Annotated in this window: 1 protein-coding gene; it reads left to right on the top strand. The window is 79.1% G+C overall.

The window, feature by feature from the left end:
* Window positions 1-141: 141 nt before the first annotated feature.
* Window positions 142-14,643 (top strand): SDR family NAD(P)-dependent oxidoreductase, encoded by a 14,502-nt coding sequence (locus tag ACGF15_RS03855; protein WP_392796819.1) that lies wholly within the window; start codon window positions 142-144, stop codon window positions 14,641-14,643.
* The last annotated feature ends 7 nt before the right edge of the window (window positions 14,644-14,650 follow it).

Genomic DNA, 14,650 nt, shown 5'->3' on the forward strand with positions numbered 1-14,650 from the left:
GGGGCCCCCGTCGCGGCCGAGGCGCCGTGCGCGCGGGCCCCGGGGCGGCCGAGGGCGTCCGCCCGTGCGCCGGGACACGCCCCGCCGCCCCCTCCCAGACCACCACCCACCCGAGCCAGGACACACGAGGACACCTGCCAGATGCCTGCGAACGCGACCCCGAAGCAGCCCAGTTCCTCCGGCTCCTCGCCGTCCGGCCCCGCGGCCCCGTCCGCCGAGGAGGTGCGCGGCTGGCTGGTCGCGGCGGTGGCCGAGGCCACCGGGACCCGCCCGCCCGCCGTCGACCCCGAGCGGCCCCTGGCCGAACTCGGACTCGGATCGCGCCAGTTGGTGACCCTGGCGGCGGACCTCGCAGAGTACGTCGACCGGCCGCTCAACCCGGCGCTGCTCTTCGACCACCCCACGATCACCGCGATCGCCCGGGCCGTGGCCGGGCCGCCCGCCCCGCACGGGGCACCCCAGGCGGCGCCCGCGCCCGGGACCGGCGCCCCGGACGCCCCGGCGGAGCAGCAGGACATCGCCGTGGTCTCCATGGCCTGCCGCTTCCCCGGCGGGGCGGACGACCCCGAGTCGCTGTGGCGGCTGCTGTGCTCGAAGGAGGACGCCGTCACCGAGGTGCCCCCCGGCCGGTGGGACACCCGGGGCCTGCACGACCCCGACCCGGAGGCCACCGGCACCGCCTACAGCCTCCGCGGCGGCTACCTGGCGGACATCGACCGCTTCGACGCGGCCTTCTTCGGGATATCCCCGCGCGAGGCCGAGGCGATGGACCCGCAGCAGCGGCTGCTGCTCCAGACCGCCTGGGAGGCCGTCGAGCGCGCCGGGATCGTGCCCGGCACCCTGCACGGCAGCTCCACCGGCGTCTACGTCGGCCTCTACGAGAGCGGCTACCTCGCCTCGGCGGGCCTCGACCGGCTCGACGGGCACGTGGGCACCGGCGCCGCGCCCAGCGTCGCCTCCGGCCGGATCGCCTACAGCCTCGGGCTCCAGGGCCCGGCCGTCACCGTCGACACCGCCTGCTCGTCCTCGCTGGTCGCCCTCCACCTCGCCGCCCGCGCGCTGGCGGCGGGCGAGTGCGACCTGGCGCTCGCGGGCGGCGCCACGCTGCTGGTGACCCCGCGCGGGCACGTGGAGTTCAGCCGGCTGCGCGGCCTGTCCCCCACCGGCCGGTGCAGCGCCTTCTCCGCCGAGGCCGACGGGGTCGTGTGGGCCGAGGGCTGCGGGCTGGTGCTGCTCAAGCGGCTGGCGGACGCCCGGCGGGACGGCGACCGGGTCCTCGCCGTGGTCAAGGGCTCAGCCGTCAACCAGGACGGCCGCAGCCAGGGACTGAGCGCCCCCAACGGCCCCGCGCAGGAACGGGTGGTGCGCGCCGCCCTGGAGAGCGCCGGGCTGCGGCCCGAGGACATCGACCACGTGGAGGCGCACGGCACCGGCACCCGGCTCGGCGACCCCGTCGAGGGCGGTGCGCTGGCGGCCGTCTTCGGCCCGGGGCGCCCCGCGGACCGGCCGCTCGGCGTCGGCTCGCTGAAGTCCCGCATCGGTCACACCCAGGCCGCGGCCGGTATCGGCGGGGTCATCGCGACCGTGCTGGCCCTGGGCCGGGAGCGGATCCCCGCCTCGCTGCACACGGGGCGGCCCACCCCGCTCGTGGACTGGGCCGGGGGCGGCCTGCGGCTGCTGGACGCCCCGCGGGACTGGCCCCGCACCGCGGACCGCGTCCGCCGGGCCGGGGTGAGCGCCTTCGGCATCAGCGGCACCAACGCCCATGTGGTGCTGGAGGAGGCCCCCGACGGCCCCGGCACCGGGTCCACCGACCCGGTGCGGCCGGACGCGGGGTCCACCGTCACGGAGCCGGATGCGCGGCCGGACGCCGGGTCCACCGCACCGGAGCCGGATGCGCGGCCGGACGCCGGGTCCACCGACCCGGGGCGGCCGGACGCCGGGGACGCGCGGCCCGGGGCCGGACCGCGCCTGTTCCCGCTCTCGGCCCGGAGCCTGCCCGCGCTGCGCGGCCAGGCCGCCCGCCTCGCCGGAGCCCTCACCACCGCACCGGAGCTGACGCCCGGGCAGGTCGCGGGCACGCTGGCCCACCACCGCACCCACTTCCCCCACCGGGCGGTCGTCCTGGCCGGCGACCGCGAGGAGCTGACCGCGGCGCTGCGGGGTCTCGCGGAGGGGGCCGAGGAGGACGCGCGGGTGGTCCGGGCCGAGGAGCCGGCCCCCCGGGACCCGGGGCGGACGGCCTTCGTCTTCCCCGGCCAGGGGTCCCAGTGGGCGGGCATGGCCCGGGACCTGCTGGCCGGCTCCCCCGTGTTCGCCGAGGCGCTCGACCGCTGCGACGCGGCCCTGCGGCAGTTCACCGACTGGTCGGTGGCGGCGGTCCTGCGCGGCGAGACGGGTGCCCCGTCCCTGGAGCGGGTCGACGTGGTGCAGCCGGTGCTGTTCGCCGTGGGCGTGTCGCTGGCCGCCGTGTGGCGGGAGCGCGGCGTCCGGCCCGACGCCGTCGTCGGGCACAGCCAGGGCGAGGTGGCCGCGGCCTGTGTGGCGGGGGCGCTCAGCCTCAACGACGCGGCGGCCGTGGTCGCCCTGCGCAGCCGTGCGCTGACCGCACTGTCCGGGTCGGGCGGCATGGCGGTGGTCGGCCTGCCGCACGGGGAGGTGGCGGCCCGCCTGGCCGACCCCGGCGGCGCGCTCTCCGTCGCCGCGGTGAACAGCGGCCGGTCCACCGTGGTGGCCGGACCCGTCGCAGCCCTCACCGCGCTGCTCGGCTCCCTCGACGCGGAGGGGGTCTTCGCCCGCCGTCTGGCCGTGGACTACGCCTCCCACTGCGAGCTGGTCGAACCGGTGCGCGAGGAGATCCTCGACGAACTCGACGGGGTGACGGCCTGGCCCGGCTCCGGCGCCACCTGGTACTCGACGGTGACCGGCGAGCCGGTCACCGGGGAGCTGGAGGCGGAGTACTGGTACCGCAACCTGCGCGAACCGGTCCGCTTCGCGGACACGGTCGAGCGGATGGCCGCGGACGGCTACCGGACCTTCGTCGAACTCTCCCCCCACCCCTCGCTGCTGACCGCGCTGCGCACGGTCGCGGAGGAGACCGGTGCCGCGGCCAGAGCGGACGACGGGCGCCCGGCGCTGCTCGCCGTCGGCTCGCTGCGCCGCGAGGAGCCGGCGGCCCGCTGCCTGGAGAGGGCCGCCGCCGAACTCCACGCGGGCGGACGGCCGGTGGACTGGCGGGTGCTCGCCCCGGCACCGCCGTCGCCCGCCGCACTGCCCACCTACGCCTGGGACGCGCAGCGCTTCTGGTCGCAGCCCACGGCGGCCGCCCAGGGCCCGGGCCTGTTCGAGCGTGCGGCCCACCCCCTGCTGGGCGTGCAGGTGCAGTCCCCGGACGAGAGCCGCTGGACCTTCCGCGGCGAGTGGTCGGCCGCCACCGCCGAGTGGCTGGGCGACCACACGGTCTTCGGACGCACCGTCGTCTCGGGCACGACCGTGCTGGAGCTGTGCCGGGCCGCGCTGGCCGCCGCCCGGCCCGGGGCCGAGGTCGCGGACCTGTTCCTGGCCGCGCCCCTGGTGCTGCCGGACTCCGGCACGGTGGAGGTGTCGGTGGAGGTCGCCGCCGGGCCGGGGCAGGAGCCCGGGGGCGGGGGCCCGGAGGTCACCGTGCACAGCCGCCCGCGGGGCCGGGAGGCCGCCGGATGGAGCCTGCACGCCACCGCGGTCGCGGCGGAGGCGGCGGGCGGCGCGGCGCAGGGCCCGGCTCCCGCCTGGCCCGGGGACGCGGCGCCCGCCTGGGGGCCGGACGCCTACGAGCGGCTGGCCGCCCGGGGGCTCGGCTACGGTCCCGCCTTCCGGGGCGTCCGGGAGGCCGTCGCCACCGGGGACGGCGCCCTGCTGGCCCGGCTGTCCCTGCCGCCCGCGGCCCGTGCGGACGCCGAGCCCTACCCCGTCCACCCGGCGCTGCTCGACGCGGCGCTCCAGGTGGCCACCGCCTTCGACCAGGGCGCGGCGGACGGGTCCGGCGGGCGGGTGCTGCTGCCCGTCGCCGTGGGCCGCTGCACCCTGCCGCCCGGGGCGGGGGGCGAACTCCTCGCCTCGGTGCGCCGGTCGGCGGAGACGGCGGGGGACCTCGCGCTGGACGTGCTGCTGTGGGACGCCGACGGGCTGCCGGCCGGGCGCCTGGAGGGCGTGCGGCTGCGGGCCGCCGCGCCCGCCGACCTGCACAGCGCCTCGGAGGCGGGGCGGAACCTGTACGAGGTGGCGTGGAGCGCGGTGACCGGCCCCGGGGAGGACGCCTCCCGGGAGGCCGGTGCGGCGGCCGAGGGGCCCCGCGGCGGGTGGGTGGTGGCGGGCGGCGCCCGCGACCCGCTGGCGGCGGGCACGGCCCGGGCGCTCGGCGCGCGGACGGCGGACGGGGACCCGGCCGCGGGGGCCGACGCGTCCGCGGGCGGCGCCCCGTCGCCGGACCCGCTCCCCGGGGCGGGCGGGGACCCGGCGCCCGGCGCGGTCCGGGTGCGCTTCTGGCCCTCGGCCGCGGGCGGCGGGCCGTCGCCCGCACCGGAGGACGGGGAACTCCCCGCCGCGCTGCGCGCGCTGGCCGAAGAGGCCCTGGACGAGCTGCGATCGCTGCTGTCCGCGCCGCCCGGCGGGGCACCGGAGCGCACCGTCTGGGTGACCTGCGGCGCGGTCGCCGCCGCGCCCGGGGACACGGTGCCCTCGCTCGCCGCCTCGGTGCTGTGGGGGCTCGCCCGCAGCGCCCGCGCCGAGCACCCGGAACTGGGGCTGACCCTCCTCGACCTGGACCCCGGCCCGGGCCTGGGCCTCGACCCCGGCCCCGGTGCCGACCCGGACCCCGGCCCCGGTGCCGACCGCCCGGCGGAGGAGAGCGCACCGGGCCCGGCCACAGGTGCGCAGGAGGGCGCGGCAGCCGCCGCGGCGGCCCTGGCCAGGGCCGCCGCGCTCACCGAGGAACCCGAACTCGCCCTGCGCGGCGGTGTGCTGCTGGCCCCGCGGCTGGTGCGGTCCCGCCCGGCGGGCGGCCCGCAGGAGCCGCCGCACCCCGCCGCGGGGCCCGCCCAGTGGTCCCCGGAGCACCTGCCCGTCCCCACCCGCGGCACGGTCCTCGTCACCGGCGGCCTGGGGGCCGTCGGACGCCGGATCGCCGCCCTGCTCGCCGAGCAGGGGGTGCCCCGGCTGCTGCTCACCTCCCGCCGCGGGGAGTCCGACCCGCGGGCCGCCGAGGTGGCGGCCGAACTCGCCGCGCTGGGCGCCGAGGTGGAGGTCGCGGCCTGCGACACCGGGGACGGTGAGGCGGTGGCCGCCCTCCTCGACCGCCTCACGGAGCGCGACGGCGCGTCCCCGCACGGACCCGAGGACGCCGGTGGCGGCGGGTCGCACCGGGAGCTGCGCGGCGTCGTGCACTGCGCGGGCGTCCTGGCCGACGGGGCCGTCGCCGAACTGACCGAAGAGCAGTTCGCCGAGGTGCTGCGCCCCAAGGCCGACGGCGCCGCCCACCTCCACCGCCTCACCCGGGACCTGCCGCTGGAGCTGTTCCTCCTGGTCTCCTCGGCGGCCGGGGTGGTGGGCAGCCCGGGGCAGGCCAACTACGCGGCGGCCAACGCCTTCCTGGACCAGCTCGCCCACCACCGCAGGGCCGCGGGACTGCCCGGCGTGTCGGTCTCCTTCGGGGCCTGGGCGGGCGAGGGCCTCGCCGCCGCCCACGCCGATCTGGCGCGGATGGCGCGGCTCGGCCACCGGGCGCTCTCCCCCGGCCAGGGCCGCGACCTGGTCGAACTGGCGCTGTGGCGGGACGTCCCGCACACGGTCGCCACGGCGCTCGACCTGCCGCGGCTGCGCGAGGCGGTGCAGGCCGCCGGGGGCGGCCCCGCCGCGGCGCTGTGGCGCACCCTGCTGCCCGCGCCGCCCCCCGCGGCCGCGGGCACCGCCCTGGCGGACCGGCTCGCCCGGCTGAGCGAGGCCGAACGCGTGGAGCGGGTGGCCGCGCTGGTCCGCGAGGAGGCGGCCCGGGCGCTGGGCCTGCCCTCCGCCGCCGCGGTCCCCGCGGACCGGCCGCTGCGGGAACTCGGCATGGACTCGGTGACGGCGGTCGAGCTGCGGGGCCGCATCGGGACGCGGATCGGCGCCCGGCTCCCCGCGACCCTGCTGTTCGACCACCCGACCCCGGCGCGGCTCGCCGCCCACCTGCTGCGCACCGCGCTGGCCGTGCCGGGCGAAGGGCCGGCGGCCACCGCCGTGCGCCCGGCCGCCGCCCGGCAGGGCGCCGGGGAACCCGTCGCCGTGGTCTCCATGGCCTGCCGCCTGCCGGGCGGCGTGCGGGACCCGGAGGGGCTCCAGCACCTGCTCGGGGCGGGAACCGACGCGATCGGCCCCTTCCCGCGGGACCGGTGGGACGTCGAGGCGCTGTACGACCCCGACCCGGAGGCCCCGGGCAAGTCCTACGCCCGCGAGGGCGGCTTCCTCGACGACATCGCCTCCTTCGACGCGGCGTTCTTCGGCATCACCCCGAAGGAGGCCGCCGCCATGGACCCGCAGCAGCGCCTGCTGCTGGAGACCGCCTGGGAAGCGCTGGAGCGGGCGGGCATCGTGCCCGGCCGCCTGGCGGGCACGAGCACCGGCGTCTACGTCGGCATGTTCGCCAGCGAATACCTCGCGGGCTCCCCCCTGGACCGGCTGGACGGCTATGTCGGCACCGGCTCCGCGCCCAGCGTCGCCTCCGGCCGCCTCGCCTACACGCTGGGCCTCAACGGCCCGGCCCTGACCGTGGACACCGCCTGCTCCTCGTCGCTGGTGGCGGTGCACCTGGCCGCCCAGGGACTGCGGGCGGGCGAGTGCGACCTCGCCCTCGCGGGCGGGGTGACCCTGATGGTCACCCCGGGGACCTTCGTGGAGTTCAGCCGCCTGCGCGGGCTGTCCCCCACGGGCCGCTGCCGCTCCTTCTCCGACGAGGCCGACGGCGCGGTCTGGGCGGAGGGCTCGGGCGTCGTGGTCCTCAAGCGCCTGTCCGACGCGGAGCGGGACGGCGACGAGGTGCTGGCCGTGCTGCGCGGCACCGCCGTCAACCAGGACGGCCGCAGCCAGGGCCTGTCCGCGCCCAACGGCCCCGCGCAGGAGCAGGTGGTGCGCCGGGCCCTGGAGCTGTCGGGGCTCGCGCCGTCCGACATCGACTACGTGGAGGCGCACGGCACGGGCACCACGCTGGGCGACCCGATCGAGGCCAACGCCCTGTCCGCGGTGTTCGGCGGCACCCGCCCGCCCGGCCGCCCGCTGCTGCTCGGGTCGCTGAAGTCCAACCTCGGCCACACCCAGGCCGCTTCGGGGGTGGCAGGGCTGATCAAGGTGGTGCAGTCGCTGCGGCACGGCACCCTGCCGCGCACCCTGCACGCCGACCGGCCCAGCCGCCATGTCGACTGGGAGGACGGCGGGCTGCGGCTGCTCACCGAGCCCGCCGACTGGCCCGCCGCCCCCGGGCGGGTGCGGCGGGCCGGGGTGAGCGCCTTCGGCATCAGCGGCACCAACGCGCACGTGGTGGTGGAGGAGGCGCCGCGCGCCTCCACGGCCGGGACGGCCGCCCCGGCGGGAGCCCCGGCGGACGGGCGGCCGGGGCCCGCGGGCGAGGACGTGCCGCGGCTGTTCCTGCTCTCCGCGCGCAGCGAGGCGGCCCTGCGCGGCCAGGCCGGGCGGCTGTCCCGCCATGTGGCCGGGGACGTCCCGGTCGAGGACGTGGCCTACTCCCTGCTGCGGCACCGCTCGCACTTCGAGCGGCGGGCCGCGGTGGTGGCGGCCGACCGGGCGGAGCTGCGCTCGGCGCTGGACGCCCTGGCGGCGGGCCGCACCCCGGTGGCCCCGGCGTGCGAGGAGCGCACCGGGAAGACGGCGTTCGTCTTCCCCGGGCACGGCGGCCAGTGGCACGGCATGGGCGTGGAGCTGATGGCCGCGTCGGGGCCGTTCCGCGAGGAGCTGCTGCGGATCGACGAGGCGCTGCGCCGCCGGGCGGGCTGGTCCGCGGTGGACGCGCTGCGCGCCCCGGAGGAGTTCTCCCCGCTGCACCGGACGGAGTTCCTCCAGCCCGTGCTCTTCGCCCTCGACGCGGCCCTGGCGGCGGCCTGGCGGGAGCTCGGGGTCGTCCCGGACGGCGTGGTGGGCCACAGCCTGGGCGAGATCGCGGCGGCCTACGCCGCGGGCGCGCTCCCGCTGGACGAGGCGGTGCGGGTGGTGACCGGGCGGGCCGAGGCCGTGGTGCCTCTGGTGGGCCAGGGCGGGATGCTCTCCGTGGAGCTGCCGGAGCAGGAGGCGGCGGCGCTGTTGGAGCCGTACGCGGGGCGGCTGTTCGTCGCGGCCCTCAACGGGCCCCGGGCGACGGCGGTCTCCGGCGCGGCCGGGGAACTGGCCGAGCTGCGGCGCGCGCTGGAGGCGCGGGGGGTCGGCGTGCGGCGGCTGTCGACGCCCTTCGCCTCGCACACCCCGCTGATGGAGCCGCTGCGCGGGGAGCTGCGCGAGCGCTTCGCCGGGGTCCGCGGGACGGACGGCGGGGTGCCGCTGTACTCGGCGGTCCGCGCCGAAGCGGTGTCCGGGGAGGACCTGGACGCCGACTACTGGTTCGCCAACCTCGCCCGGCCGGTGCGCTTCGCCGAGGCCGTGCACCAAATGCTGCGGGACGGCTACCGCACCTTCGTCGAGCTGAGCCCCCATCCGTCGCTGAGCGCCGCGGTGCAGTCGGTGGCGGCCGAGGCCGGGGTGGAGGTGGTCACCACCGGGTCGCTGGACCGGCGGCGCGACCGGGGCGACGTGCTGCTGCACCGGCTCGGCGAGCTGTACACGGCCGGGCGCACGCCCGAGGGGGGCCGTCTCGCCGCCTCCGGCCGCCGCACCCCGCTGCCCGCCTACGCCTTCGACCGGGCCCGGCACTGGCTGGCCCCCGCCCCGGCGGGCCCCGCGGGGGTGTCCCCGCTGCTGGGGGCGCATATGGAGGCGAGCGACACCCCCGGGCGGCACCTGTTCCAGAGCGAGGTGGACCTGCGCGACACTCGCTTCGCCTATCTGTCAGACCACCGGGTGGGCGGCGAGGTGTGGCTGCCCGCGTCCGCGTTCCTCGGCATGGCGCTGGAGGCCGCGGCGGCGGTGCGGGACCAGGGCGCCGGGCCCGCCGGGCAGGGCGGGGGCGGTGCGCTGTCCGGCGTCCGGTTCGAGCGCCCGCTGCGGCTCCCGGCCGACCGGGCCGTACGGCTGCAGCTGGTGCTCCGCCAGGAGGCGGACGGGCAGCAGGGGTTCACCGTCTCCTCGGCGCCCGCCGGGGAGCGTCCGGTCCGCTGGGAGCGCCATGTCACCGGGCGGATCGTGCCCGATGCCCCGGACGGCGGCGGGGCAGGGCAGCAGGGTCCGGCGGAGCTGCGCGAGCGGTGTGCGGCGCCGGTGGACACCGCCGCCGTGTACACCCGCCTCGCCGGGCTGGGCATCGAGTACGGCCCCGCGTTCCGGGGCCTTCGCGAGGCGCACCGCGGGCGGGGCGCGGCGCTCGGGCGGCTGGCCGCCCGGCCGGCCGACGGCCATCTGCTGCACCCCGCGGTCCTGGACGCCGCCTTCCACGCGGCCGCGCTGCCCGAAGGGGCCCCCGAGGGGCGGCCGTTCGTGCCCGCCGGGGTCGGCCTGGTCCGGTACACCGGGCAGGGCACCGCACCGGTGAGGGTGGGCTGCGAACTGCGCTCCGCCGGGGAGGACCGGGCGGTGGCGGACCTGCGCCTGTGGGACGCCGAGGACCGGCTGGTGCTGGAGTGCCGGGGGCTGGAGCTGGCCGCCCTGTCGCCGCTGGACAACGCGCTGTTCGAGACCGTCTGGCGTGCGCGCTCCGCGCCCCGGGAACCGGCCGGGCAGGGGCACTGGCTGATCCTCGCCGACGAGGGCGGGACGGCCCGGGACCTCGACGGGCTGCTCGGCCCCGGCACCCCGCGGGTGGTCGTCCGGCGCGGGCCGGGCTTCGCCCAGGAGGGGCCGGGACGCTATGCGCTGGACCCGGCGGACCCCGAGCAGTTCGTCCGCCTGCTGGACGAGGCGTTCCCCGACGGTCCCCCCGAGCGGGTGGTGCAGTTGTCGGCGCTCGACACCCCGGCCGTCTCGGACGCCCCGAGCGCACGGGAGGCGGCCCGGCTGTGCTGCCTGGCCACCCTGCACCTGGTCCGGGCGCTCACCGGGCGGCCCGGCCCGGCGCCGCGGCTGTTCGTGGTGGTGCGCGGCAGTCAGGCGGCCCTGCCGGGCGACCGGGTGACGGCGCCGTGGCAGGCGCTCGCCTGGGGCTTCGGGCTGACCGTGGCACAGGAGCACCCGGAGCTGGCGACCACCCTGGTCGACCTGCCCGCCTCCGGCGGCGCGGACGCGCTCTGCACCGAGCTGCGGCACGCCGACGGCGAACGGCTGGTCGCCCTGCGGGAGTCGGGACGGCTGGTGCCCCGGCTGGCCCGCACCCGGCCGGACGGGAGCGGCGACGGTGCGGTCACCGCCGAGGGCGTCCACCTGGTAACGGGCGGGCTGGGCGGTCTCGGCCGCGTCGTGGCCGAGCGGCTGGCGGGCCTCGGGGCCCGGCGGCTGGCCCTGCTGGGGCGCGGCGCCCCCGCCCCGGAGGCCGAGGCGTGGATGGAGGAGCTGCGCGGGCGCGGCGTGGACGTGCGGGCGGTCCGCGCGGACGTGGCGGACCGCGCGGGGCTGGCCGCCGCGCTGGACAGCGTCCGCCGCGGACTCGGCCCGGTCACCGGGATCGTGCACACGGCCGGTGTCCTCGACGACGCACCCCTCGCGGCGCTCACGGAGGAGCGGATGCTGCGGGTCCTGGCGCCGAAGGTGCTGGGCACGGCGCTGCTGGCCGAGCTGGCTCCGGAGGCGGAGAGCCTGGTGCTGTTCGCCTCGGCCGCGGGCCTGCTGGGCTCCGCGGGCCAGGCCCCCTACGCGGCGGCCAACGCCTTCCTCGACGCCTGGGCCCACCACGCGGGCTCCGGCGGGCTCCGGGCGCTCAGTCTGGACTGGGGGGCCTGGAGCGGCGTCGGCATGGCGGCGGAGTCCGGGGAGCGGGCCGCCGGTGTGCGCCGGTCGGGCCTGGTGCCCTTCTCGCCCCGGGAGGGCGGTGAGCTCTTCGCGCGGGTGCTGGGCAGCGAGCGGCGCCAGCTGGCGCCGCTGGCGGTGGACTGGGAGGTGCTGGGGCTCGATCCGGACGCCGTGCGCACCCGTCCGCTGCTGGCGGAGCTGGTGGCGGCCCCGGCCGGGGACCCGGCCGAGGACGCCCTCGCCGCCGCGGTGCTCGCGGCACCGGCGGGCCCGGGCCGGGTCGCGCGGCTGGAGGGGTACGTGCGGGCCCGGGTCGGCGCGGTGTCCGGCGGGGCCGTGGACGCCTCCTCGACCACGGCACTGAAGGAGCTGGGGCTGGACTCGCTGATGCTGGTCCAGCTGCGCAACGTCTTCGCCCGCGAGCTGGGGGTGGAGCTTCCCGCCGCCGCGGTGTTCTCGGCCTCCGACATCCAGGGCCTGGCCGGGGTGCTGGACGCCGCGCTCCCCGACGCCGCGGGTGCGGCCCCACGCCGCGGGGAGGCCGCCGGGGCTCCGGCGGCGGGCGGTGCGCCCGCCGAGGTGCCCGAGAGCGAACTGCGGCCCGCGACCCGGGACGTGGTGCGCCTGCTGCGCAGCGCCCGGCCGGACATGCCGGGCGCGGCCCACGCCGTGGGTCTTGCGGTCCGGCTCCTCGCGCCGGTCACCCGGGAGGCCCTGGCGGCCGCCCTGGACCGGCTCGCGGCGCGCCACGCGGCGCTGCGGACGGCGGTCGTCGCCGGTGGAGGCGCGGAGGCCGACGGGAACGCCGGGAACAGCAGGAACGGCGGGAACGGCGGAGGCGGATGGCGGCTGCGGGTGGACCGCGCGCCGGGCGGGCCGCTGCTGCGCTGGACCGGGGTGCGCCCCGGCGAGGAGCCCGCGGACCCGGCCGGGCGGCTCCGCGCCCTGCTGGAGCCGCCGTTCGACCTGGCGCGGCCGCCCCTGTGGCGGTTCGAGCTGCTGGACGGCGGCGAGCAGGGGCAGATCCTGGTCTTCGGGGCGCACCACGCGGTGAGCGACCTGCAGTCGCTGCTGCTGGTCGCGGCGGAGCTGGACGCCGAGCTGTCGGGCACCGTCCTCCCCGGCGAGGTCACCAACCGCGACATCGAGCTGCTGATCGAGGCGCAGCAGAGCGGCGGTGCCCCGGACGCCGGGACCCGCGCCCGCGACGCGGCCTGGCGGGAGGCGTTCGAGGGCAGCGGGCGGCTGGACCTCGTGCCCCCGGACGCCCGTCCCGCCACGCGCTCCTACCGGGCGGGCAGTGTCTCCGTCCCGCTCCCGGAGGGCCTGATGGACCGGGTCTCCGCGGCCGCGGGCTCCCTCGCGGTCACGCCCGCCGCCTTCTGCCTGGGCGTGCTGACGGTGCTGCTGGCGCGCCGGCGCAACCGCGAGCGCTTCGTGCTGGCCGTGCCCGTGGACACCCGTGTCCACGCCGACGCCTACGAGGCGGTGGGCTTCTTCGGCGTACCCGTCCCGTTCCCCGCGCAGGCGGGTCCGGCGGAGGCCGTCGCGGACGTGCTGCGCCGCACCGACGCGCGGCTGGAGCAGGTCCTCGGCAAGGGGACCGCGTTCACCGACACCCTGGCGACGCTGGCACGCCAGGGCCTGTACCGCGAGAACGCCCCGCTGGTGGAGGTGTACTTCAACTACGTCCGCTCCGCCGCCCGCGGCCTGTCCCGGATGGAAGTGCTGCCCGCGGGCACGGGCTGGTCCGACCTGGACCTGATGGTGACCATGACCCCGGACGCCGGGCGGGTCCGGCTCGACCACAACCTCGACATCCTCGACGAAGGGGCGGTCTCGGCCCTGGCCGGACAGTTCCTGGAGCTGCTGGACGAGGCGGCCCGGCATCCGGCGGCCCCGGTCGGCGGGGCCCGTCCGGCCGGGGAGGACGGCGCGCCCGCGGCTCTCCCGGCCGTCGCGGAGGCCGCGGGCGGGGCCCCGCTCCCCGACGGCGGCTCCCCCCGCGGCCGCACCCTGGCCCTGGCGGCCACCTTCGCCCTCGGCCATCTGCCGCTGATGTGCGCGACCGCCCTCGCCGACGGGGAGCCCGGGCCCGCTCCGGTGGTCGCCGAGGCGCCGTACCACCAGGTGCTGGCGAGCCTGCGCGACCCCTCGGGGGTGTTCGCGGACCCGGACGCGGCGGCCGGGGTGGTGCTGCTGCGCGCCGGCGACCTCGCCCGCTTCGGGCCGGTGGACGACGCGCTGCTCTCGGAGCTGGCCCGGGCCTACCCGGCCGCGCTGCGGGAACTCGCGGCCCGCACCCGCAGGCCGCTGGTGGTCGGCATCCTGCCCTCCGCACGCCCCGAGCCGCGCTTCACGGCCTGGGAGCGCCAGGTGGCCGAGGCGCTGCGCGGGGTGCCCGGGATCGCCCTCGTCACCGCGGAGTCCTGGACGGGAGGCCACGCCGTCGGTGAGCTCTTCGACGAGCGCACCGAGCAGCTGGCCCACCTCCCGTTCACTCCGCCCTTCCAGGCCGCGGTCGCACTCCGCCTCGCCGGGGTCCTGCGGGCGGCCCTGCGCCCGGTGCCGAAGGTGATCGCGGTGGACGGCGACGAGACGCTGTGGGGCGGGGTCGCCGGTGAGGCGGGGCCGGAGGCGGTGGACCTGAGCGGTCCGCGGGCCGAGCTGGCGCGGCGGCTGCTGCGCTGGCATGCCGCGGGCACGCTGCTGGTGCTCGTCAGCAACAACGACGAGGACACGGTCCGCTCCGTGCTGAAGCGCCCGGACTGCCTGCTGGCGGCCGAGCACTTCGCGGTCGTCTCGGCCGCCTGGGGCCCGAAGCCGGACCGGCTGGCACAGGCGGCCTCGGCACTCAACCTGGGCCTGGACAGCTTCCTGTTCCTGGACGACAACCCGGCCGAGATCGCCCGGATGCGGGCGGCACTGCCGCAGGTGCTGTCCGTGACCTGCCCGGAGGGTCCCGGGCTGGAGGAGTTCCTCGACCGCTTGTGGCCGCTGGTACCGGTCGCGGCGACGGCGGAGGACGCCCTGCGGGCCCGCTTCTACCGGGAGGAGCGCGAACGCGACGCGGTGCGCGCCCAGGCCGGGTTCGAGGAGTTCCTCGCGGAGCTGGGGCTGGAGGTCGAGGTGCGGCCCCTGGACGAGGAGGACGTGCCGCGGGCCGAGCAACTGGTCCGCCGCACCAACCAGTTCACCCTGCGGGCCCGTTCGGCGGACGGCGGCGACCTCGCGCGCTGGCGGCGGCGGGGCGAGGTGTGGACGGCCTCGGCACGGGACCGGTTCGGCGACTACGGGCAGATCGGGCTGCTGGCCGTGCGCCCCGAGGGCGAGCGGCTGGAGGTCGATGCCTGGCTGATGAGCTGCCGGGCCCTCGGCCGCGGGGTGGAGGAGCGGCTGCTGGGCCGGCTGGCGGACCGGGCGGAGGAACTGGGCTGCTCGGCCGTGCGGTTCACCGCGGAACGCACCCCGCGCAACGAGCCGGCCCGCCGCATCGTGGCCGCCCTGGGCGGGGGCACGGTGCAGGACGAGCGGCTGGAGGCGGTGGTCGCACCGGAGCGGCTGCGGGAGTTCCGCTCCTGGCGGCAGCGGTGACGGGCGG

The organism is Streptomyces sp. NPDC048001 (genome assembly GCF_043203115.1).
In the GTDB taxonomy this organism is placed as follows: Bacteria; Actinomycetota; Actinomycetes; order Streptomycetales; family Streptomycetaceae; genus Streptomyces; species Streptomyces sanyensis.